This is a genomic window from Deltaproteobacteria bacterium (assembly GCA_012522415.1).
In the GTDB taxonomy this organism is placed as follows: Bacteria; Desulfobacterota; Syntrophia; order Syntrophales; family JAAYKM01; genus JAAYKM01.
The window spans coordinates 24,762-48,332 of the sequence record JAAYKM010000047.1 but is presented as its reverse complement, the minus strand read 5'-3'; the positions used below and the strand labels follow the sequence as shown (position 1 = coordinate 48,332).

The following is a 23,571-nucleotide window of genomic DNA, read 5'->3' as shown; positions in this document are numbered from 1 at the left end:
ACTGTGCCGCGCCGTATTTCTCGACCGGGATGGCACAATCAACGAAGAGGTGGGCTATCTCTCCAAGTTTGATCAGTTGAAGCTTATACCACGGGCAGCGGCTGCGATTCGTATGCTGAACCGCCGGAGCATTCCGGTTGTTGTCGTGACCAACCAATCCGGCGTGGCCCGAGGTTATTTCGGGGAGAATTTTATCCGTGAATTCCACGATTTTCTCCAGTCAAACCTCAGAATGGAAGAGGCACATATTGATGCATTCTATTATTGTCCCCACCATCCGACGGAAGGTCACGGTTCCTATCGTCGAATATGTGCGTGCCGGAAACCCGGGACCGGCATGCTTTTACAGGCGGCGCAGGATCTTTGCATTGATCTTTCCCGATCCTATATGGTGGGAGATATGATGAAAGACGTTCTGACCGCAAGGAATACGGGAGCGAAAGGTATTCTGGTGAGGACAGGATACGGGGCGGGTGAAACAATAGACGGGGATGTCATCCCGGACTATCAGGCCCTCGACCTCTTCGATGCCGTCGAATGGATTCTTGAGGATATGAAACGATGAATATCCTGATTGTCAAATTGAGTGCCGTCGGCGATGTCATTCATACGCTTCCGTCCCTGGCTGCATTGAGGAAGCTCTATCCCGGGGCGCACGTCACCTGGGTAGTTGAGGAGGCGGCGGCTGATATCATTCTGGGTCATCCGGATCTGGATTCTGTTGTGGTTTCTAGGCGTAAAAGCTGGCAGAGGGCTCTCATGAAGGGCCATTTCAAAAAAACCCTGAGCGAGATGGGGGCATTTCTGAGGGATCTGCGTGTCAGAGATTATGATCTGGTGATCGACTTTCACGGCCTGTTCAAGAGCGCGGTTCTCGTTTTCCTCTGCCGGGGTAAAAGAAAAATCGGCTATGACAGCTATCAGGAGTTGAGTGGATTCTTTTATAGTGAAAAAATAACGGAGGACATGGACAAGCACGCGGTGAACCGGTATCTTGATTTTCCGAAATACCTCGGAGCCAAAATCGAAGAACCGGTGTTTCAGATCGCTATCGGAGACGCAAACAAGGAGAAAGTGGATGAGCTTCTGGCTCTTCACCAGGTCGTGGGCCCTTTTGTAGCCATGAATCCCGTTGCCTATTGGGACACGAAACTATGGGACAACGAATGTTTCGCCAGTCTATGCGATCGTATTGTCGAGACCTATGGAATCTTTGTCGTTCTGACGGGCCAAAAGGCTCCCTCTCTGGGGCAAATTCAGCGACTCGCCCGGCGTAATGTGCTCAACCTGGAGGGACGGACGAGCCTTAAAGATCTGGCGGAACTCTATCGGCGTGCGGCATTGTTGGTCACGACCGATTCGGGGCCGATGCACCTGGCCGCCGCTCTCGGCACACCCGTCGTGGCCCTGTTTGGGCCAACCGATCCGAAAAGGACAGGCCCCTATGGTTCGGGTCATATCGTCCTTCAGGAACCCCTTTCCTGCGCACCCTGTTTCCGGAAATTTTGCCGTGAAATGACCTGCATGAAAAAGATAACGGTGAATGCGGTGTTTAATGAGGTAAAGAAGCTTTTAGAGGGACGCTTATAAAACGGCGTTGCAGCTGGACATATCCTCGGTTTTCGAAATTCATTCAGCGGACGCTCTTTCATTCTGCCTGTCCTGCCTGTAGTACTCGAACATGTTTCTCCCCCCTTCTTTTGCGGCATACATGGCAATGTCGGAGTTTTTCAGCAAAAGGTCCATATTATTCCCGTGATCGGGATATATTGCGATGCCGATGCTGGGTGTGATATGAATTTCACGATTCTCCAAAAGGAAGGGTTCATCGAAGGAATTCAGGATCTTTTCAGCGATGCGGCATGCATTATCGCCCTCCGGCAATGACGGGAGCAGCAGAATAAATTCATCGCCGCCGATGCGGGCAACCGTGTCGCCTTTACGAAGCAGATTGGTCAATCGGTTTCCGACGGCCTGAATCAGCAAATCCCCCACGTAATGCCCCAAGGTATCGTTGACTCCTTAGAATCGGTCCAGATCGATCATCATGACGGCAAAACGTTCCTGATTACGTTTTGCCTGGGCCAATTCCAGGACAAGTCGGTCATGAAACAATCTCCGATTGGGCAGCCCGGTCAGGGTATCCTGAAAAGCCAGCTTTTTTATCAGTTCTTCCGCCTGTTTTCTCCGAGTGATATCCTGAAAAAGAATGCGGTACCCCACGGGACGTTTTGTTTCATCTGTCATCAGGAAGATCGAGGTTTCCGTGTTCAGGGGCGAACCGTTTTTTTTAAGCAGGACGTAATCGAACCGTCTTTTGGGTACACCGCTCCGTAAAACTTCTTTCAGAGCCGAACCAAACGTTTCCCGAGAGGATTCGTCAAGGATTTCTTCATACGACAGCTTGATCAGCTCTTCATTGGCATAATCAAGGGCCTGGGAGAAAGGGGGATTGAAGACAAGAAATCGGCCATCAAGGGAGATTTCACAGTAAAAAAGATTAATCTCTTCGAGAATATGATGGTATTTCTCTATTTCTCTGCGCAACAGCGCCATCTCTTCTTCAGACTGCCTGATTCGCCTCTCAAGAACTTTACTTTGCCAGCCTTCTATCTCGGTTGCCATTTCCCCTCGCAGGTTCAATCAAGAACCGGAATCGATGAGCAGTTCCTTAACGGCTTTCAGCAGGTCTTCCAACTGAAAAGGTTTGGGGAAAGTCCGGTCTGCACCCAAAATGGTTGCAGTATTGAGGTCCTCCAGCGCACCGGGATGTCCGCTTCCTGTCATGGCGATGATTTTCAGTGACGGATATCGCCGCTGGAATTCCAGAATCATCTCCAGGCCGTTTTCTTCAGGCATAATCAGGTCCGTTATGACCAGATCGGCCGGGTTTTGGATCTGCTTTTCCAAGCCGTCCCGGCCGTTTGAAGCCTCCATGACGCCATAGCCCATGCTTTCGAAGTACTCAACAAGCACTTCACGCAGGGTATCATCGTCATCAACGATCAATATGCGATACATGCTGAACCCCTTCTTATTTTACCAGCAGCACCGGACTATCAGACAAGAGTGCCACCTTGTAGCTGATGGTGCCCCAACTTTGGATCGGGTTCTTCAATTCAACTTTGTGGGAATTCATGATAATCAAGTCAATCTCATGATCTTTGCGGAATTTCAGAATTTCCTGTACCCGGTTGCCGTAACTAATGTGTGGTAGAATTTGCACCGATTTCTTCTCATATTGTGCCATGAGATTGTTCATTTGTTTCTGGGCCTTCCTTTCCAGTCTATTGTAGAAATCCTCATATTCTGTGAAGGTTGTGTCTGCAATGATTTCCACAACATGAAGAAGATGGATGGTGCTGTTATGTTTTGCTGCGAGGTTGACTGCAATCTCAAGAGGCGTGGCGTGTTTTTTGGAAAAGTCGGTTGGCACAAGAATTTGGCTAAACATTATTCAAACCTCCTGTCAGGCGTGGCGACCCTGGAGGGGCGCAACAAGGATTCCGACCCCATTGTTGAGTGGCCGATATTATTCCGGAGAATAAAACAGCAAAGGAAATCTTCCCTTTTTGGTTCCACGCAAGTACACGATAAAGTTTATGAGAAAAAACCACGTCTACCAGAAGTTAATACAAACGATTGACCTTTTCAAGAATAAATATCTCCATTGTGTATTGAATGGGATAGACGTTCTTCTTTGTAGGAGGCCGGGCTTTTATGCTATAGGGGGGGCAAATTTGGGAAAGTCTGCCCGCCAAGAACCTTACGGAGGGAGGATGAAGGATTCCTTGCTGAAATTTTTGGAGCAAAAGAGTGCGGCACGATCCATGGGTAAAGCCGTGGAGAGCTGGGTGGTGGCGATTTTTAACCTGGTTATAACGGCGTCCTTTAGCTATATGGAATTCATCACCTGCGAGGAGGGCCAATTCCCTTTCTTTCATTTGGGTTGCCTGTCTGTTGGCTCGCTCGTGATCGTGTCTCTGAAGCGCCGTTATGACAAAATCTACATCAGCGAGGCTATCGGTGCATTTGCTCTTTTTGCGATTCTGCTTTCTCTTTTTACCGCACCGGTGACGGAGGCCCTGCTCAACTTCATCCAGTAACCGCGAAGCAATTCGAAAGCCCCGGCGTTACGCGCTCGCCCGGAATATTCTGTCGAAAAAAAGCTGTTTTTCTTTCGGATAATACAATGTTCCACCATGATCGATGATCAATTTTCCTTCCAGGTGATCCATTTCATGCTGGACTACACGGGCCGCATAGTCATTGTACCGTTTCGAAATTTTGTTTCCCCGGGCATCGTAGGCTCGTAACTTTATTTCCGGGTAGCGGGCGATCTCCACCTGGATGTCTGGGCAGGACAAGCAGCCCTCGAGGGCACTGACGAGTTCACCGCGGGCTTGGGTGATTCTTGGGTTTATCAACACTTCGTAATCTTCCGGTTTTTTTGACCAGGTTTTTTGGTCGAAACCCTTGTTCCTAAAGACGATGATGCGTTTCAAAATACCGATTTGCGGTGCGGCCAACCCCACCCCATCGTCCCGTAGGAGGAAAGTCTCAACCATCCTTTGAACCATTCCCTGTGCCTCGTTGCTGAGCGGTACGGGCAAATCTTCACAGGTTGTACGGAGGAGGGAGATGGAATCTTCATTCACTTGGCCATCCGTCCACATGGTGTAAATTTTTTGTTCCGCCATACAAATCACTCCTTTGGAGATGTTGTATGACAATATATCATTGATAAAAGGTTGTCGCAAGATCTTGTGGTTTCAAGTCATTCGTGATAGGGAAGCGTCGTCCGGCGACGGGGAATGCATAGACGGTGGATTTCATAACGAGAAGGGCGGAGGGGCTTTTGATTCATCGTATGATTGCTTATCGGGCCAAACGGGAGTTTGGCACGGCCATGTGTTTTGATGGAAAGGAAAAACTGCGGATTCCGGAGGTCGGATTGGACCGATCGCCCAGACTTCTCTACTTGCACATTCCGTTTTGTGAGAAGCTTTGTCCCTATTGTTCCTTTAACCGAATTGTTTTCGAGGAAGATCTCTGCCGCCGTTATTTTGCCGCACTGAGAAAAGAAATCGGGCTGTACCGAGAAACGGGCTATGAGTTCGGCGGCGTCTATGTGGGTGGTGGAACGCCTACCGTGATCATTGAAGAATTAGCGGAAACACTGGCGTTCGTCCGCCAGTGTTTCGACGTCAAGGAAATTTCCGTCGAAACAAATCCCAATCATTTGACCGACAAAAATGTGCGTCATCTGCAGGATGCCCGGATCAACCGTCTGTCCGTCGGTGTACAAAGTTTCGACGATAATTTGCTTAAACGTATGGATCGTTATGAGAAATACGGCAGCGGCGAAACCATTGCCAGCCGATTGAAAGAATTGAAGGGAGCTTTTGACACCGTCAATGCGGACATGATTTTCAATTTCCCTTCTCAGAATCTGACTATGCTGAGGCATGATCTGGATATTCTGACGGTAATTGAAATCGATCAGGTTACGTTTTACCCGCTTATGATCTCGGACAGCACACGACACAAAGTCATCGCTACTTTGGGAAATATCAGCGACAGAAATGAAAAGCTTTTTTATCGTGAAATTATGCATCGTCTTGCATCGGCTTATCGGCTTTCTTCCGCGTGGTGCTTTTCTCGGAAAGGATCTATGATTGATGAGTATATTGTCGACTATGACGAATACGCGGGATTGGGCAGTGGCGCCATCGGCTACCTGAACGGCATCTGCTATGCCAATACATTCCATGTGCCTGCCTATATCGATCAGGTGAATCGGAATGAGCTGCCGTTAATGGCGACACGAACCTTTTCTCTGCGGGATCGGATTCGGTATGATTTTCTTATGCGTCTTTTCGGCGGGTTTCTGCACGTGAAAGATCTGGAGGATAAATATGCCGACAGTCTCTATAAAAACCTTTGGAAGAATCTGGTTCTTTTTTCCCTGATAGGGGCTATCCGTTATACCGGCGAGGATTATCGTCTCACCGATCGGGGTCGCTATGCCTGGGTCGTCATGATGCGAGAGTTTTTCACCGCAGTCAATAATTTTCGGGATTTCTGCCGTACCGACATGCCACGGTAAATCGTTGATCGCTGACCCTCCCCGGGCGGACAAAATTACTTCCGGATATTTTTCACAGATTTGCAATTGAGCGGCAAATCCCGGTTAATTGCATTGACAGCCTCATGCCTTTGTGCTTAAAGTGTGCGCTAAAATTTCGTGAATGAATCTGAACGGTAAGAAGCCGGAATGATGGTGAGGTGAATGAAATGTCCGAAAGCACTTATGATGTGATCGAACTCGTTGGAGTCAGTACCGTGTCCTGGGAAGAAGCGGCAAAGAATGCGGTGGCGACGGCAGCGAAAAGTATCCAGGATTTACGGGTCGCAGAGGTTACAGGGCAGGATGTGACCATTGAAAACGGTGTCGTGAAAACCTACCGGACAAGGATGACCGCTTCATTCAAGTATTTGCAGTTCGAGTAATATCGTTTTGCCCGTTTCTGACATATCACGCAGCCAAGATGCTGCTTCTTTAACACGAGCGGGTCACGACGATTTTGTTGAAGGTGTTGTTTCGAAAGGATCATAGGGTCACCCCAAAAAACGGGTTTCACGAACGAAGGGGTTGCTTTGCTTTTCCCGCTGTGACGCCCCGTTATTTATGGGTGGCGTGCCGTTTCGATTTTACGTATCCCGGCTTATCCCGTACATTCCCTTTTCCTCTGTGTATGGTTCCCACACATATTCAGGCAAGCGGGCAATACAACAGGATTGCTGTCTCCTTGATTTCTTGCCAATTAAGAAAATAGTGACTACATTTTGTGGAACATTTTCAGGGTGTATTTAACACAACAACAGATTGCGTTAAAGGCGTGCATCGATGTCAGAGGATCGCACGGAAACCGGATCGATTATTTTGCGGTATGACCGCATCGACCAGGAGGTTGCTATATGGCAAGGTATGTTAAAAGTGCCGACAGAAAAGGCCGGCCGGTCTGCCATCACATGGCGAGCTTGTTCTTGATTTTTTCTTTTGTGTGTCTTTTATGGATTCCTGTGGCAGCGGCCCCGCCCCCGTCGGGAGCGGTGCTGCCGTCGTTTGCTGATCTATCGGAGAGGCTGAGTCCCGCCGTTGTGAACATCAGCACGACGAAGATCATGACAACCCCGCGTTTGCCAGGCGGGAGATTGCCTTTCGGTCCCTTCGGGAACGATGATTTCTTCCGGCGGTTCTTTGGTGATATCCCGGAACGGGAGTACAAACGGAACAGCCTCGGGTCGGGTTTTATTATCAGCTCCGACGGTTATATTTTTACCAACAACCACGTTGTGGAGAGGGCTGAAAAAATCCGGGTCAAATTGGCCGATGGAAGGGAATATGACGGGGAAGTTAAGGGGAAAGACGCCAATACGGACATTGCCCTTATCAAAATCAATTCGTCATCGCCTTTAACGGCAGTGAGTTTTGGCGATTCCGATCAAATCCGCACCGGTGACTGGGTTTTTGCCATTGGAAATCCCTTTGGCCTGGATCATACGGTGACGGTTGGAATTATCAGCGCAAAGGGACGTGTCATTGGATCTGGTCCCTATGATAACTTTCTCCAGACGGATGCGTCGATTAACCCGGGCAACAGCGGCGGCCCCCTGTTCAACCTGAAGGGTGAGGTCGTTGGTATCAATACGGCCATTGTTGCACAGGGGCAGGGGATCGGTTTTGCCATTCCTATCAACATGGCCAAAGCGCTTTTGTCCGATCTCAAGGGAAAGGGTTATGTTACCCGGGGATGGCTGGGTGTTTCAGCCCAGGATGTGACGGAAGACCTTGCCAAGAATCTGCAGCTCAACTCTCCCAAAGGAGCCTTGGTCAGTCACGCCTTTGAAGGAGAGCCTGCCGATAAAGCGGGGATCAAGGCGGGGGATGTGATTCTGGACATCGATGGAAAGGCGATTGCCGATGTGCGGGATCTGCTCATGACCGTTTCCGGGTTGTCCGTCGGGAAGCGGGTCAATGTCCGGATTTGGCGTGATGGTAAGGCCAAAGTGCTGCCGGTCCTCATTGCCGAGAGAAAAGACGGTAAAACCGTCAACGGTGGGGATCTCGTTTCGGAGACCTTCGGCATGACGGTTCAGGAAATAACGCCGGAGATGATGCGGCATTTCAAACTACCTGCCAAGGACGGTGTGATCATTGCGGAGGTTTTTGACGGCGGTGCCGCGGATGAGGCGGGGTTGAGGCCCCAGGACATCATTCTCGAAATCAACAGGCAAAAAATTGTGACACTTGAAAATTATGTCGATATTTTGTCCCGGAAGTCGCAAGAGGGTGCTTATCTGTTCCGCATCAGAAGAAATGATCATTTCTTCTTTGTGCCGCTTACCCTGCCGGTGGAAAAGCAGCCCTGACAAGGTATACCTCCAGGCTTTCCATTCCGTGGATGGCCGATCTGATGTATCGGAAAGGGGAACGGTGCGATTCCGTTCCCCTCATCTTGATGGTGTCAGGGAGGACGGATAAAACTTGATCCCTCTTGAATGTCGTGCAAGGAGAAAAATATGGCGCAGTCGCCAAGCTGTCCCGATCCGGGTTTTATCGCGGGTGATAAATATTTGGATTTCGAGATCATACGGGTCGCGTGTCTTCCCGAAATTCGCCAAACAGTTTATGAAATCATGCACTTGCCGACGAAGGCCAGGATCCTTCATCTACATAACGTCGATCCTGAAAACCTCTATGCTGTCTGTTTCCGTACGCCGCCTTCGGATTCGACGGGATTGCCCCACATTCTGGAGCATTCCGTACTGGCCGGCTCTGAAAAGTATCCCCTGAAGGATGCATTCAATGAATTACACCGCGGATCTCTGCAGACCTTTATCAATGCCTTCACTTATCCGGACAAGACCATCTATCCCGTAGCCAGTCAGGTTCGCAAGGACTTCTTCAATTTGGCACGGGTTTATACGGACCTGGTTTTGCATCCCCGTTTGCTCCGGGAAACCTTCCTCCAGGAAGGGCACCACCTGGAATTCTCCGATCCGGATAACGTAAACAGCGAACTCTTGATTTCGGGTGTTGTTTACAATGAAATGAAAGGCGCCTATTCTTCACCCGATTCGCTGATGTACAAGGCCATCCAGGAGAATCTCTACCCCGACACGGTTTACCGAAACGATTCAGGGGGGGCGTCCCATATCATCCCTACATTGACTTATGAAAAGTTCCTGGCTTTTCACCGGGCCTATTATTCTCCTTCCAACGCCCGTTTCTTCCTGTATGGGGACATTAGCACCCGGGATTGTCTTGATTTCCTCCAGGAGATGCTCCATGGTTTTTCTGAGATACCTGTGGAGTCCCGTATCGAAGCCCAAAAACGTTGGGCTGCGCCGCGGTCGGTATCGGGTTTTTATCCCATCGGAATTGATGAGAACCTGCAGGCAAAAACCGTGGTCAATATGGCCTGGATGCTTGCTGAAAATCTTGATTATGAAACGGTTATTTTGCTGGAGATCGTTTCCTGGGCTTTGGTCGGCAGTGCCGCCGGTCCTTTGCGTAAAGCGCTTGTGGATTCCGGTTTGGGTGAAGATCTTTCCCCCGTGACGGGTTTGGAGAAAGACTTCCGGCAGTTGGCCTTTGTTGTCGGCCTGCGGGGGACGGAAAGCGACCGGGCGCCTGTGATCGAAACTCTGGTGCTGGACATACTCACCCAACTGGTGGAAACGGGATTCGAACGAGACTTGATCGAGGGTGCACTGCACCAGGTCGAATTTCATGGCAAGGAGATTCGACGCGGAGTTTATCCGTATGGTATCGCCCTGATGGGTCGCGTTTTCCATACTTGGCTTTACGATGGAGACCCCCTGGCGGGACTCAATTTCCCTGTACTCATCGACGACATTCGTCAGCGTTGGCAAGGGGAACCGGATCTCTTTCAGAGGGTCCTTCGACAGTGGTTTCTCGAAAATCCCCATCGTCTTCTTTCTGTGATGAAACCAAGCAGGACCTACCAAGGTGAACAGGAGGCAAAATACCGAAATCAACTGAATGCCATCGCCGCGGAATTGGAGCCATCAGACCGCAGGGCCGTTGCCGCAGATGCCGCACGTCTCAGGCGGTTTCAGACTGAAGCCGATTCACCCGAGACGATGGCAAGTCTCCCCGTTATTGGTGTCGGTGATCTTTCGCCGGAGATCGATGTCATCCCCTCACAGACGGAAATACGGAATGATCTGACTATCTTATCGCATGACCTGTTCACAAATGGGATTGCCTATCTCCATATGGCCTTTGATATCTCTCATATCCCGGATGAACTGCAACCCTGCCTGCCCCTGTTGTGCAAATTGATGACGGGACTGGGAGCGGGGACGTCATCATACGCCGAGCTGTCCAAACGCATTGCCCTGAAAACCGGAGGTATCGGGATTCACCTGGCATCCGGGCTCTGCGTGGGCGGACAGGATACATGGCAGAGAATGATCGTCCACATGCGGATGCTCTATAGGAATATTCCTGATGCCATGAGCATTCTGGAGGATATTCTGTTTCGAGGAAACCTGTCCGAAATGACCAGAATGAAGGAGCTGGTTTTCGAAGGCAGAAACAACCTGCACGCTGCCGTCGTGCCTTCGGGGCATATCTTTGCGAAGAGATCGGCCGCCGCGTCCCTGAGTCTCCCCGCGTATCGGGAGGAGCAGTGGCATGGGCGCAGCCAGCTCCTGTATGTTAACGCTCTGGCTGAAAAATGGGAAGCGAACATGGCAAAGTTTCCCACCGACATTGCTGATCTGAGACAGAGGGTTATTCAAAGAAAGGGACTCGTTTTAAATTTGACCGCCGATGAGGCCGGCCTCCAATTGGCCGAAGAGGCTTTGGGCTCTGTTCTTGTCGGATTGTCCGGCTCTGTGTCGCCTGCCCGTGAACCGTCATTGCACGGATTTTCGCGCCGCATGGGGATCGCGATTCCGGCCCAGGTGTCCTACGTGGCCGAATCCTTCCCCGCGCCGACCTACGGGAGTGATCTTGCGGCGCCGCTGTTCGTGTTGTCCAGACTGCTCTCGAACGGGTACCTCTATAAAAAGATCCGGGTCGAAGGGGGGGCATACGGAGGGATGTGCCAGTATGACCCCACATGCGGCCTGTTTTCATTTTTGTCTTACCGGGATCCGCATCTGGAAAGAACGCTCACAGTCTATGAAGAAGCCCTGCGATTTGCGAACCAGAGGGGGCTTTCAGAGGAGGAAATTCAAAAGGCCGTGATCGGTTCCATCGGAGCCCTGGACCGTCCCATGGATCCTGTCGGACGTGGTTTCGCCGCAATGGTCCGGTATTTTTCGGGTTTGACCGATGAGGAGAGACAAAAATTTCGCCGGGCTGTTCTGTCCATGAATCATGAGGCGTTGAGCAAGGGGGGCCTGAAATACCTGGACCGGGTCAAAAACAAGGCTGCCGTGGCGGTCTATGCGGGAGGAGAAAGGATGAAGCAGGCAAACAGCGTCCTCGATCCCCCGTTGGAGATTGAAACCTTGATTTAAGGCAGACCGGGTCGTTTTAATCCTGATGCGTCAGCAATCCGATCAGGGTGAGAAACAGGATGACCACGCCGATGCCAAGAAGAAAGATGCTAAAAGCGTCCATTTGGAATGTTCCCTCAGCGGATTTCAAGCCGGGATTGCGAAAGTATGCCCAGTATAGAATGCCGGTGCAATAAACAACCAGGGACAACTTCACCTTGCCGATCACCAGGGTCAATGTGCCTATGACGAGGACCAGCATGAGCTGGAAAAGAGGAATGGATATGCTGGTCGTCCACAAGGGTTCAAACATGCCTTCTCCTGCCGATTGATGCGTTCAAAAATAGTACAAGATCCCGGCTATCTATTACTGAGGAGGCCCGGCCGGATCAAATCAATTGTTCCAGTTTCAACAGTGCCTCCCTGAGGTTTTCCGGTTTCGTTCCTCCCGCCTGAGCCATATCGGGCCGTCCACCGCCGCTTCCCCCGACGAGGGGCGCGATTTCCTTGATCAAGTTTCCCGCATGATAGCGGGCGGACAGATCCTTCGTTACGATGCACAAAAGCATCGCCTTCCCATCGGCCACGCACCCCAGGAGGATGATCCCGGAAGACATGCGATCGCGCAGTTTGTCTCCGAAATCTCTTAATCTTTTCGCGTCCGGGGCGTCCACGACGGAGGTGAGGACCGGAATACCTTTAATGTTCTTTGTTTGGGTCGTCAGATCCGACGAATCGCGGACGGCCATTTTTTCCTTCAGGGTCTCGATTTCCCGTTCCATGTCTTTTTGATAGCGAAGCATTTTCTCCGCCTTATCGGCCGTTTCCAACGGCGACGTCCGCAGTATTCCCGCCGTCTTCTTCAATTCTTCTTCCATTTTCTGGACATGACGAATCGCTTCTCTGCCCGTAAGGGCTTCAATACGCCGGACCCCGGCTGCAATGGCTGATTCGTGGATAATTTTGAGCAGGCCGATATCCCCCGTTCGGCTGACATGGGTGCCGCCACAGAGTTCCATGCTGACATCACCCATGCTGACCACCCGGACTTCGTTCGTATATTTTTCGTCAAAAACAGCGGTGGCTCCAGCCCTGACCGCTTCATCCAGTGCCATGACCGTTGTCCCCACGGGAAGGTTTCTGCGGATGATCCGATTACAGAGCCGTTCGACCCGGGCCAGATCCTCATCCTCGATTCTTGAAAAATGGGTGAAATCGAATCGAAGGCGATCCGGGGTCACGAGTGAACCCGATTGCTTGATGTGGTCCCCCAGTACCGCTTTGAGTGCCGCTTGGAGAATGTGGGTCCCCGAATGATTCGCCTCCGTGGCACGCCTCAGTTCGTCGTCCACTCGGAGATGCAGGGTGTCACCAACCCGGATCGTGCCTTTTTTCACTTCACCGACATGGCTGATCAGGTCCGGAAGCGGACGTTTCGCATCCAAAACATCGAAAACGGAATCCTGGCCTTCCATGGTACCTGTATCGCCGACTTGGCCGCCGGTTTCTCCGTAAAATGGTGTTTCGCCCAAAATGATTTCCCCCGTTTCTCCTTGCTGGAGGACGTCAATTTTCCGCCCGTTTTTGAGTATCGCCAAGACGGGCGTGGCGCCATGGACCCTGCCCTCGTATCCCACGAACCGCGTGCTGATCCCCTCGACGGCGAGCTTCTGATAGATTTCGGAAACGGCCTCTTCGCCGCTGCCCTTCCATGATTCCCGGGCCTTTTCCCGCTGGCGGGCCATGGCTTGGGTGAAGCCCGCCATGTCCAGGGAAAATCCGTCCTTACGGACGATGTCCTCCGTAAGATCCGTCGGAAAACCATAGGTATCGTAGAGCTTAAATACTGTGGCGCCGGGGATTACCCAAGTACCCGACGTCTTCAGCGAAGCGATCTCTTCCTGAAGAATTTTCAGGCCGCTGCCCAGGGTTTCCCCAAAGCGCTGTTCTTCGTTCAATATGACCTTTCGGATGTAGGTGGTTTTTTCGAGGAGATCCGGGTAGGCATCCTTCATACCATTGATGACGATCCCGGCCGCGTCATGGAGGAAAGGCCGGTGGACACCGATCAGTTTGCCGTGACGGGCGGCGCGTCTCAGAATCCTCCGGAGTACGTATCCCCGCCCCTCGTTGGAGGGCAGGATCCCATCCCCGATTAAAAAAGTGACGGCGCGGCTGTGATCGGCTATGACCCGGATGGAAACGTCCTGTTCTTCATCGGTTCCGTATCTCTTGCCGCTGATTTCTTCCATATAACGGATGATATCCTGGAACATATCGGTGTCATAATTGCTCATCACCCCCTGCATGACCGCCGTCAGGCGCTCCAAACCCATGCCGGTATCGATGTTGGGGTTCGGGAGAGGAGTCAGATTACCTGCGGAATCCCGATCAAACTGGGTAAACACGAGATTCCAAATTTCCAGATGGCGGTCACAGTCGCAGTGTACATCACAGGTTGGACGGCCACATCCCGCTTCTCTGCCCTGGTCATATAGAATTTCCGAACAGGGGCCGCAGGGTCCCGTGTCGCCCATCATCCAGAAGTTACTTTTTTCACCCATACGGACGATACGCTCAAGGGGAACTCCTATTTCCTCGTGCCAGATCTTGAAGGCTTCATCGTCGTTTTTGTAAATAGTGATCCAGAGCCGATCCTTGGGTAATTGAAGGACCTCGGTCAGATACGCCCAGGCCCAGGCAATCGCTTCTTGCTTGAAATAGTCGCCAAACGAGAAATTTCCCAGCATTTCAAAAAAAGTGTGATGGCGTGATGTCACCCCCACATTTTCCAGATCGTTATGCTTGCCGCCGGCCCGGACGCACTTTTGTGAAGAGGTGGCCCGGCGGTAGCCCCGGTCTTCGAGACCGAGAAAGCAGTTCTTGAACTGCACCATGCCGGCATTGGTAAAAAGGAGCGTCGGATCGTCCTTGGGGACAAGTGATCCGCTGGGGACCCTGGTATGGCCTTTCCCTTCGAAATATTTTAAAAAACTCTCCCTGATCTCACTCCCCGTCATCATGCCTGCGATAAACCTCCTCTTGCCATGCTGTCAAACACCGGATCGCGAATCCGATAAAAATCTACTCATTCAATATCTCGCAAATCACTCCCGCAGGAAAACCTTTCGAGAGAAGATAACGTCCTGTTTTTTCCCTCCAGGCCCTTTTCGTGGAGGACAGTGGCGGCTTTCGTTTTTCCAGAAGTGTCCGGATGGCGGCCGCTTCGCTCAGTTCTTCCCGCGCCGCCTGAATGGCCTCAAAGATCAGAGTCCGGTCGATTCCCTTGCGGAGAAGGTCGGCTTCGATTGCTCGATTGCCCCTGACGCGATTGACAGCCAGGTGTCTTGCCCGTTCCCTGGCGAAGGCGTCATCATTGAGCAGACCCGTACTTTTCAGATACTGCGTCACGTCTTCCGCGATCTGCGCGCCGTACTTTTCTTTCAGGCGGCCACGAATCTCCGATTCACTCCGGGCACGTAAGGACAGAAGGCGGAAAGCCTGGCGTCGGGCTTTTTCCAGGGGGGGAATATCCTCTTTCAGACCGTATCGCCTCCCGATGCACCCAAGCCCAGCTTGTCGAGCAGAATCGTCTCGATAGCCTCGGCTGTCTCGGGATGTTCCTTCAAGAATTGCTTTGAATTGTCCCGTCCCTGTCCGATCCGTTCTCCTTTGAAGGAGTACCAGGCACCACTCTTTTCCATGATGCTCTGATCCACGGCGAGGTCGATCAAGTCCCCCTCCTTTGAAATGCCTTCCCCGAAGATGATGTCGAATTCCGTTTCACGGAATGGTGGCGCCAGTTTATTCTTGACGACCTTGACTCGAGCCCGCATGCCGACAATATCCTGCCCCTGCTTGATCGTCGTGGTCTTGCGGATGTCGAGGCGCATCGTGGAATAGAATTTCAAAGCGTTCCCGCCTGTCGTGGTTTCGGGGTTTCCAAAGAAAACACTGATTTTCATCCGTAACTGGTTGATGAAGATGACGGTGGTCCTCGAGCGATTGATGCTGCCGGTCAGCTTACGGAGGGCCTGGGACATGAGCCTGGCCTGGAGACCCATCTGGGCATCCCCCATTTCTCCCTCCAGCTCGGTTTTCGGGACCAGGGCCGCGACCGAATCGATTACCAGGACATCCAGCGCACCACTTCGCACCAGTGTCTCGGCGATTTCCAGGGCCTGTTCACCTGTATCGGGTTGAGATATCAGCAATTCATCCGTATTCACGCCTATTTTTCTGGCATAGGTGACGTCAAGCGCGTGTTCCGCATCAATGAAAGCAGCGATGCCCTTTTGTTTCTGAGCTTCCGCGACGATATGAAGAGCCAGAGTCGTTTTTCCACCGGATTCCGGCCCAAAAATTTCGATGATCCTTCCCCGGGGCACACCCCCGACACCCAGGGCGAGATCCAGACTCAAGGAGCCCGTCGGAATCACGGCTACATCCGCGACCTTGTCCGCGCCTCCCAGACGCATAATCGAACCTTTGCCGAATTGTCTTTCGATCTGGGCGATCGCCAGTTCTACCGCTTTGCCTTTGTCCATATCCGAAGCCATGGTTTCCTCCCGTCGTGATTGTGATTGATTTATCCCCCGACAGCTTTGGTCAAGGGGATCCTTTCCCCCGGTTACAGCCCCGGTATCATCCATTCCCCAATTGGTGAGCGCCGTGATATCCACTGGCCGTATACGACGATTCTTCGTGAGAAGGTCCATCCGTGCCGCGTGTGGCGAGAAAACTTTTCGCGCTGACGAGCACTCAAGAATTTCAGAAAAAGAATCATTTTAGTTTATCCGATCCTATATCACTCTTCCGCAAAATTGCCATCAAAAACAATGTCCCTCATCGGTCCGATAGCGGTTTTGCTGACAAGGGAAAGGAAGCCAGACATGTGTAGATTGCTCCGGTAGGTGTCAGATTGCTTTGGATGAAAAGGAGCTTTTGCGCGTTGAATGTTCCTGCGTCGAAGTTCTGTTCCTGCGCGATAATTGATCCCAGGTTCGGAAAAGACCCCGGGTTCCTGATCCTGCCCAGTGTCAGGTGAGCATGGAAAGGCCTGGTTTCCTTTGGAAATCCGACGCTTTCCAAGGCCTCTTCGATATGCTGCTGCAGGGCAGCAAGAAGGCGGGTCTGGCCGCCGATACCCACCCACATGACCCGTGGTCTCGCGATACCTGGAAAAACACCAATACGGCCTACGGAAAGGGGAAAACAAGAATGCGAGCTGACAACAAGGGATAACAGGGATGCGATGCTGTCCCGGTGGGAAGGGAAAATATCCCCCAGGAATTTCAAAGTCAGATGTATGCCGTCCGGGTGGACCCAGCGGATACCGTGGGGAATCTTTTTCTTCAGCCTCGTCTGCAAGGCGATGATTTTTTCCAGCACATCCTTCGGGGGAGCGAGGGCAACAAAAGTCCGCATCATGTTTTCTGAGGTCATGACTTCTCTCCACGGTTCATGGATTGCCGATACCCGGCGGGGATGTGTTCAGGTATTCCCGCAGCATCATCAGAGCCGTGTGTGTGGCGGCAACTTTGACTCTACGCCTGTCTCGTGGGAAAACACAATGTCGGCAAACCGTTCCCCCGGGATGAGCGAGGGCAATATAAACGGTTCCGACGGGTTTTCCCGGAACAGCCCCTGCCGGGCCGGCAATGCCCGTCGTACTGAGACCCAGTTGGACGCCGGAGGCGGTCCTGATCCCTTCAGCCATATATCGAGCCGTGGATTCGCTCACAGCACCATGGTCAACTAAAATGTGCCGGGGAACCTTCAGAAGGGAGATCTTGGAGGCGTTGCTGTAGCTGACGACTCCGCGCTCCAGATATTCAGAGCTGCCGGCTACGTCCGTAAGTCGGTCCGTGATCAGTCCCCCTGTACAGGACTCGGCAACGGCCAGGCCCAATCGCTTTTGCCTGAGCATGTTGCCGACCACCCCCTCCAGAGTTTCATGGTCACGGCCGAAAAGATGGGGTTGCAACACGTCGGTTATGGCCGTTTCAAAGTTTCGCAGATTTTCTTTAGCCTGTTTCTGATTCGCGTTACGGATCGTCAGAACGAGGTGTACTTCGGGAAAGAGGGGATAGAAACCGATCCGGGTCATCTCGTCATGGGGAATGAGTGCACGAATTTTTTCCTCGATTTCATTTTCGGAGATACCGAAGCACTTGAAGGTTCTGGACAGGATGACGTTATTCGGTGACGGGTCAATCCGGTGAAGACGGGGCAGGACCTGGTCCGTGATCATGACCGCGGCTTCCTCGGGTACGCCGGGCAACACGATAAACAGGCAATCCCGGTGCGTGAGCGAAAACCCCCAGGCCGAGCCCACGGGGTTCGGGATAGGTTCGGCTCCTTCGGGAAATTGAGCCTGGCGGGCATGCTTTTCCGTCCATCGGAATCCGCGGGCGGATACGTGATCCCGCAATACAGAAAGAACCTGTTCATTTCTGATCAATTGACGTCCCCATGTCCTCGCCATGGCCTCGGTGGTCATGTCGTCTGAGGTGGCTCCGAGGCCACCGGTGACGATCGTGGCTCGGCAGTGATCGGGAAAATAATTAATAGCCCGTTGTATGGCGGAGATCTCATCCCCTACGGACAAAATGGAAGAGACAACCCATCCCATCCTGGCCGCCTCACGGATGATCAAGGGGGAGTTGAGATCCCGGATACGCCCGCTGGTCAGTTCGTCACCGATGGTTAAAATTCCGATATTCAAAGCTCTCCCCCCTCTTTTGACTATAAACCGAAAAAGTAAATGAGGCCCAACAGGGTCAGATTGGCATAAATTCCCGCCACCAAGTCGTCTGCCACAATTCCCAGTCCGCCTGGAAGATGATACTGGCACCAGTTTGCCGGGAAGAATTTAACAATATCAAAAAAACGAAACAGCAAAAACCCTGTTACGATATGGGCTACTGTCGGTGTTACCAGAAAAAAAGTAAAAAGCATGCCAGCGACTTCGTCGATAACGATACAAGAGGCGTCCTTCTTTGCAAAAAGAACCTCGGCGCTATGGGCGAGGCAGACGGCCAGACAGGCAAAAGCCGCCGCCGTGATCAGATAAAGGGGCCAGGGGAAAAAGGCGATGAAGTAATACAGGGGGATGCCGAGAAGGCTTCCCGCAGTTCCCGGCGCCCATGGCAAGAATCCGAGGCCCAGCCCCGTAGCCAGGATTTTGACCGATTTTGTTTTCAGTGTTTTTCCCTTTCTGCGGCTTCTATGGAAGGTTCTGCGGCCAAGCGTGTCAAAAGGTACGATTCGGCAAGGTTATTTAAGGCGCACCAGACCATTCCGTCAAGAATTTCTTCCCTTTGAAGGATTCCCGGTTCCATTTGGCGCTTGAAAGAGATTTATATGCGTGTTACAAAAAAATCGCAAGGGCAGGTCCGACAAGATTTTTTATGAGCGGGAGAGCGGAGGATGGAAGTCTGCCCATCAGCTGAGACCACACTTGCGGACAAGAAAGCGCTGCGGAGGTGACAATGAACAGGATCATGGCCTTTTTACAGCAGGTTCCCCTCTTTAAGGCCTTTCGACAAGGCGATCTGCAAAAAATTGCCGAGGTAGTCAAGGTGAAATTGATCAAAAAGGGGGATGTCCTGTTCCGCAAGGGTGAGCAGGGTACAGCCCTTTATCTGATCGTTCATGGCCGGATCAAGATCAGCGTAACCTCTAAATTGGGGGACGAGGTTATCTTATCCGTTCTGTCCAATGGTGAGCTGTTCGGCGACATGGCACTTCTGGATGGTATGACTCGTTCCGCCGATGCCGTCGCCTTGGAGGACAGCCAGCTTTGCGTCCTGTACCAGAATGATTTTATTGCCATTCTCATGAAAAGCTCAACCGCCATCAAGGCCCTGTTTTCCACTCTGTGCGCCCGTCTGAGAAAAACGGACAAGTTCGTGGAGGAAACCTGTTTTCTTAACGTTTCATCGCGGTTGGCCAGGCGTCTTTCCGAATTTGCGGAGCGACAGATCCAGGCCGGAGATACCGAGGAAATCCGGATTGAAATGACACAGACTGAACTGGCCAGCATGGTGGGGGCGACCCGGGAGAGCGTGAATAAGGAACTGCGGAGCATGCGTGAGCGGGGTATTGTCAGAACGGAGGGCCGTTCGGTCATCGTTTGTGACTTGGAACGACTGAAACGACGCGCCCGGTGGGACGAAAAGGCCTGAAGGTGAAAATCCTTTTCCCCGGTGGAAACCTATTTGACGCAAGGGTTAGTTCATAACCATCTTCCACATTTCTTTTGGAGCAAGATCATTGCGTCCAAAGGTCCTATCAGGCGAAAGGGCTCTTCAGGAAGGAGCCGTCAGGGACATGTTTTGGGGAGGGGGTGGAGCCCGTTCGGGAAAGAAGTTTAACGGGAGTCGCCACCAATGTAATCATGAAAAATTCCGGGGCGTCGTACCATTGGGAGTATTCGTCGTCACCGGATGGCTTGATTGCACCGATTTGCAGGACTGATGACGTGGTTTCATACCATCGACAATCGGCACGTTTACGTGCCAATTCCTTTTTTTATGAAGGTGTGATATGGGCATGAGCCATGCAACCGTTGATCATCCCGCGGAGAAAACACAACATTTCCCGCACACAGTTAAGCCCCAACGCTCTGCGGACCCTCTATCGCCTGCGAGACAACGGTTTCATCGCCTACCTGATCGGCGGCTGTGTCCGTGACCTTCTGCTGGGGCGGATCCCGAAAGATTTCGATGTCGTAACGGACGCGTCACCCGGACAGATCAAACGCCTGTTCCGTAATTGCCGCCTCATCGGCCGCCGCTTCCGTTTAGCCCATCTTTACTTTCAGGATGAGATTCTTGAAGTATCCACGTTTCGGGCCAAGCCAAACGGTGATGCGGAATTGGCCGAAGGTACGGACCAAAGGGATGTGGGAGAGCGGCATCGACGCCATCCCCGCCACCTGATAAATGAGGACGGCATGGTGCTCCGGGACAATGTTTTCGGAACCCCGGAGGAAGACGCCCTGCGCCGCGATTTCACCGTCAACGCCCTGGCCTACAATATTGCGGATGCGACGGTCATCGATTATACGACAGGGTTGAGCGATTTGAAAGCCTGCCTCCTGCGCCCGATCGGTGATCCTTTAATCCGTTTTACGGAAGATCCGGTGCGTATGCTCCGGGCCGTTCGTTTTGCCGCCTCCCATGATTTGCGAATCGAGCCCGCGACATGGGGGATTCTCTGTGAACTGGCCCCCACAATCTGCAGGGCCTCCCCGGCCCGACTCTACGAAGAAGTTCTGAAATTGTTTCTTCTGGGCGCCGCCCGGCCCGCCCTCGACCTTCTGGAAAAAAGTGGACTTTTGCCCCCGCTTTTTCCCGGACTATATCGGTGGCTTACCCGAGAAAGCCGTCACCACACGATACTGGCCTCCGCCCTGGACCACCTGGATCAACTGTACCGGGAGGATTCGCCTCCATCCACCCTTTTGTTTCTGGCGACGTTCTTCGGTCCCGCCCTGGAGACGGAGGCGCTTTTGCGCCAACGTGACGGCATGCCGCGACAGCAGTCTCTGGAAATGGGATGTGGCGCTTTTATGGAGGAGTTGTGCCGGACGGTGCAAGTTCCGACCCGGATTGCTGGACGGTTGCGGAACATCCTGGCCATGCAGACTTCGCTTTGCCGTATGCCACCACGGCGTCCCGCTTCTCAGGTTGATCGTTTGGACTTCAGCGATGCAATAGCCTATCTGAGAGTTAGAGCGAAGACCAGAGGAGAAAACCTGTCGGCCCTAAAGTGGTGGGAGGCCTTCCTTGCCGGCAATGTGCCTGTTGCGGAGCCATCGTCGCCGGGTCACAAACGTCCAAAGCGGCGCCGCAGAAAACGCCGTCGCCGCCCTCCCGTTTCGCCTCAGGACGGGTGAATCCCGTATTCGCCGGTTGCCGTGGGTCTGCCCGCGTCAGCGGCATGGCTTTCATCCGGCAGTTTTTCGGCGGTCAATTGACAACCCCCCTGTTTTTATATAAGAAGCATCTCCCATATCTTTTGGGAAAAGCGCTCTGGCGAGGCATTGTTTGGTTGATCTGCAAAACATTCACCTGACTTTTATGGATCGTGTTCTCTTCGACGGGATCAATTGGACCATTGCCGGCAAGAGCCGGATTGGCCTGGTCGGAGACAATGGTGTCGGGAAAACAACTCTCTTGCGAGTCATTCTCGGCGAAGTGGAGCCGGATCAGGGCAAAGCGATCGTTCCTGCCCGCAATCACAGGATGATCGGTTATCTGCCCCAGGACGTGGCGGAACTGGAGCACCTGCCCCTGATGGATTATCTGAAACGACAAAGCGGTATTGCGGGGCTGGAAGAAAGCATCGCCCGCTGTGAGGCGGATCTTCGTGCGTTGGATCCAGATGGCTCTGCCTGCCGGGCAAAACTTCGCCATTACGAGAAGGTTGTTAATCGCTATCAGGCGATTGATGGATACGCCTTCGAAGCGAAGGCGAAGCAGATTCTCCGGGGATTCGGATTCCTCGAAAAAGATTTCGGCCGCCTGTGTACGCATTTTTCCGGCGGGTGGAAGATGCGGATTCTTTTGTCAGTGATCCTGCTCTCCTGTCCTGACATCATGCTGCTTGACGAGCCGACCAACCATCTGGACACGGAGAGCATGGAATGGTTGGAAAACTACCTCAGGGATTACCGGGGATGCCTCATTGCCATTTCTCACGATCATATGTTTCTGGACAAGATGGTGCAGCAGATCGCCGAGTTGGCCCGGGGGAAACTGACGCTCTACAAAGGCAACTACACTGACTTTCTGAAGGAAAAAGAACGTCGCCTGGAAATGGTCGAAAAATCCATGGTTCGGCAACAGGAGGAGATCAGGCGAGTTGAACGGTTCGTCGAGCGTTTCCGTTACAAGGCCACCAAGGCCGCCCAGGTTCGTAGCCGAGTAAAAATGCTCGAAAAGATGGATGTCATCCAGTTGGAAAAAGGAACTCGATCCACGGTCATTCGGTTCCCAGTTTGTGAAAAGAGCGGCAAGGAAGTGGCAACCCTCCATGATGTGGCGAAGAGGTACGACAGCCTGTCGGTTTTTTCCGGCATCAACCTGACTTTGTATCGAGGTGAACGAGTCGCCTTTGTCGGGATCAACGGGGCGGGCAAATCGACTCTCTTTCGGTTGCTCGCCGGGGTTGAGGAGCCGACCTGTGGCAGCGTCAACCTGGGATTGAATGTGCGCATAGCCTTTTTTTCCCAGGAGAGTGCGGACAATCTGCATTACGAACGCGCGGTCTGGGAAGAGGTGCAGAGCGTGCCTTCTCCAGCGAACGATCAGCAAAGAAGGGATCTCCTGGGGGCGTTCCTGTTTTCCGGGGATGACATATACAAGTCCATTGCGGTTCTCTCGGGAGGAGAAAAGTCCCGCCTGGCCCTGTTGAAAATGCTGTTGAAGGGGTCCAATTTCCTTGTTCTCGACGAACCGACGAACCATCTCGATCTGAAAACGAAGGAGATCTTCCAGGAAGCCCTGCTGAGATACGAAGGCACCCTGGCCATCGTATCCCATGACAGGTATTTTCTGGACCGCCTGGTGGACCGGGTGGTTGAACTCAAAGAAGGTCGCGCCCTGGAATACCGGGGAGATTATTCCTATTTCATCGAAAAACGGTGTGAATTTCAGGAAATCGCGTTGCCTCTCCCGAAGGAGGGACATGACGATCCCAACGCCAGACAAAAGGATTACCACGGCTACAAGAGCCGGGAGGCGAAACGTCGCGAGGCCGAGGAAAGAAACCGATTATCCCGCCGTCTGAAGCCCCTGAAAGAGGAGTTGACGTCGGTGGAGGCACGTATTGCCGAACTGGAGCGACTGAAGCAGAATCACGAAGAGGAGATGTGCAGGCCCGACACGCACAAAAAGCCGGGTCGAACCCGGGCTTTAACGCATAAACTGACGAAGGCCCACCAAGAGCTGGAGGGCCTTTATGACCAGTGGGCGGACATCATGGGTCGTATCGAGGAAGAGCAGGTCGAACCGCGATGAT

22 protein-coding genes are annotated in these 23,571 nt (G+C 52.4%); 10 read left to right on the top strand and 12 right to left on the bottom strand.

What is annotated here, in order from left to right:
• The first annotated feature begins 1 nt into the window (after position 1).
• Together GX147_04530 and GX147_04525 are read left to right on the top strand one after the other, a co-directional pair.
• Positions 2–565, top strand: a complete 564-nt coding sequence (locus GX147_04530; protein ID NLN59966.1) for an HAD family hydrolase — start codon at positions 2–4, stop codon at positions 563–565.
• Positions 562–1,590, top strand: a complete 1,029-nt coding sequence (locus GX147_04525; GenBank protein NLN59965.1) for a glycosyltransferase family 9 protein — start codon at positions 562–564, stop codon at positions 1,588–1,590. The genes GX147_04530 and GX147_04525 overlap by 4 nt, the downstream gene beginning before the upstream one ends.
• A 39-nt stretch (positions 1,591–1,629) precedes the next feature.
• On the opposite strand, the gene GX147_04520 is transcribed toward GX147_04525, so the two are convergent.
• The 4 genes from GX147_04520 to GX147_04505 are packed head-to-tail and all read right to left on the bottom strand — an operon-like array spanning position 1,630 to position 3,454.
• Positions 1,630–2,007, bottom strand: coding sequence for a GGDEF domain-containing protein (locus tag GX147_04520; GenBank protein NLN59964.1), 378 nt, complete (start codon positions 2,005–2,007; stop codon positions 1,630–1,632).
• A gap of 15 nt (positions 2,008–2,022) precedes the next feature.
• Entirely contained in the window at positions 2,023–2,625 is a 603-nt protein-coding gene (locus tag GX147_04515) for a PAS domain S-box protein (protein NLN59963.1), read from the bottom strand.
• An 18-nt stretch (positions 2,626–2,643) separates the two neighbouring features.
• Positions 2,644–3,021: a response regulator gene (locus tag GX147_04510; GenBank protein NLN59962.1), complete on the bottom strand. Its 378-nt coding sequence runs from the start codon at positions 3,019–3,021 to the stop codon at positions 2,644–2,646.
• A 13-nt stretch (positions 3,022–3,034) separates the two neighbouring features.
• Positions 3,035–3,454: a universal stress protein gene (locus tag GX147_04505; protein NLN59961.1), complete on the bottom strand. Its 420-nt coding sequence runs from the start codon at positions 3,452–3,454 to the stop codon at positions 3,035–3,037.
• 325 nt (positions 3,455–3,779) lie between these two features.
• On the opposite strand from GX147_04505, the gene GX147_04500 reads away from it, so the two are divergent.
• The gene (locus GX147_04500) at positions 3,780–4,106 is read left to right on the top strand and encodes a hypothetical protein (GenBank protein ID NLN59960.1); all 327 of its coding nucleotides are present in this window, start codon (positions 3,780–3,782) and stop codon (positions 4,104–4,106) included.
• 27 nt (positions 4,107–4,133) lie between these two features.
• Here the strand turns inward: GX147_04500 and def are convergent, their stop codons facing one another.
• A complete protein-coding gene (gene def, locus GX147_04495; protein ID NLN59959.1) occupies positions 4,134–4,700 on the bottom strand; it encodes a peptide deformylase in 567 nt (188 codons plus the stop codon).
• Positions 4,701–4,858: 158 nt separating this feature from the next.
• On the opposite strand from def, the gene GX147_04490 reads away from it, so the two are divergent.
• From GX147_04490 to GX147_04475, 4 genes are all read left to right on the top strand, one after another.
• A complete protein-coding gene (locus tag GX147_04490; GenBank protein NLN59958.1) occupies positions 4,859–6,109 on the top strand; it encodes a coproporphyrinogen III oxidase family protein in 1,251 nt (416 codons plus the stop codon).
• Positions 6,110–6,297: 188 nt separating this feature from the next.
• The gene (locus GX147_04485; protein ID NLN59957.1) at positions 6,298–6,513 is read left to right on the top strand and encodes a transporter; all 216 of its coding nucleotides are present in this window, start codon (positions 6,298–6,300) and stop codon (positions 6,511–6,513) included.
• A 468-nt stretch (positions 6,514–6,981) separates the two neighbouring features.
• A complete protein-coding gene (locus GX147_04480; GenBank protein NLN59956.1) occupies positions 6,982–8,436 on the top strand; it encodes a DegQ family serine endoprotease in 1,455 nt (484 codons plus the stop codon).
• Between the two features lie 150 nt (positions 8,437–8,586).
• Positions 8,587–11,562 carry a hypothetical protein gene (locus GX147_04475; protein NLN59955.1) on the top strand — a complete coding sequence of 992 codons (2,976 nt, stop codon included), beginning with the start codon at positions 8,587–8,589 and terminating at the stop codon, positions 11,560–11,562.
• A gap of 16 nt (positions 11,563–11,578) precedes the next feature.
• Here the strand turns inward: GX147_04475 and GX147_04470 are convergent, their stop codons facing one another.
• The 7 genes from GX147_04470 to GX147_04440 form a co-directional block, all read right to left on the bottom strand.
• Positions 11,579–11,854, bottom strand: coding sequence for a hypothetical protein (locus tag GX147_04470; GenBank protein NLN59954.1), 276 nt, complete (start codon positions 11,852–11,854; stop codon positions 11,579–11,581).
• A 76-nt stretch (positions 11,855–11,930) separates the two neighbouring features.
• Positions 11,931–14,561 (bottom strand): alanine--tRNA ligase, encoded by a 2,631-nt coding sequence (gene alaS / locus GX147_04465; protein ID NLN59953.1) that lies wholly within the window; start codon positions 14,559–14,561, stop codon positions 11,931–11,933.
• A gap of 64 nt (positions 14,562–14,625) precedes the next feature.
• Complete coding sequence (locus GX147_04460) at positions 14,626–14,952, bottom strand: RecX family transcriptional regulator (GenBank protein NLN59952.1); 327 nt, start codon at positions 14,950–14,952, stop codon at positions 14,626–14,628.
• 128 nt (positions 14,953–15,080) lie between these two features.
• Positions 15,081–16,100, bottom strand: coding sequence for a recombinase RecA (recA, locus tag GX147_04455; GenBank protein NLN59951.1), 1,020 nt, complete (start codon positions 16,098–16,100; stop codon positions 15,081–15,083).
• Between the two features lie 286 nt (positions 16,101–16,386).
• Positions 16,387–16,986, bottom strand: coding sequence for an RNA 2',3'-cyclic phosphodiesterase (thpR, locus tag GX147_04450; protein NLN59950.1), 600 nt, complete (start codon positions 16,984–16,986; stop codon positions 16,387–16,389).
• 16 nt (positions 16,987–17,002) lie between these two features.
• Positions 17,003–18,268 carry a CinA family nicotinamide mononucleotide deamidase-related protein gene (locus GX147_04445; GenBank protein NLN59949.1) on the bottom strand — a complete coding sequence of 422 codons (1,266 nt, stop codon included), beginning with the start codon at positions 18,266–18,268 and terminating at the stop codon, positions 17,003–17,005.
• 20 nt (positions 18,269–18,288) lie between these two features.
• A complete protein-coding gene (locus tag GX147_04440) occupies positions 18,289–18,696 on the bottom strand; it encodes a phosphatidylglycerophosphatase A (protein ID NLN59948.1) in 408 nt (135 codons plus the stop codon).
• Positions 18,697–19,034: 338 nt separating this feature from the next.
• On the opposite strand from GX147_04440, the gene GX147_04435 reads away from it, so the two are divergent.
• From GX147_04435 to GX147_04425, 3 genes are all read left to right on the top strand, one after another.
• Positions 19,035–19,730, top strand: coding sequence for a Crp/Fnr family transcriptional regulator (locus GX147_04435; protein NLN59947.1), 696 nt, complete (start codon positions 19,035–19,037; stop codon positions 19,728–19,730).
• A gap of 374 nt (positions 19,731–20,104) precedes the next feature.
• Positions 20,105–21,445, top strand: a complete 1,341-nt coding sequence (gene pcnB / locus GX147_04430) for a polynucleotide adenylyltransferase PcnB (GenBank protein NLN59946.1) — start codon at positions 20,105–20,107, stop codon at positions 21,443–21,445.
• A gap of 151 nt (positions 21,446–21,596) precedes the next feature.
• A complete protein-coding gene (locus GX147_04425; GenBank protein NLN59945.1) occupies positions 21,597–23,570 on the top strand; it encodes an ABC-F family ATP-binding cassette domain-containing protein in 1,974 nt (657 codons plus the stop codon).
• The last annotated feature ends 1 nt before the right edge of the window (position 23,571 follow it).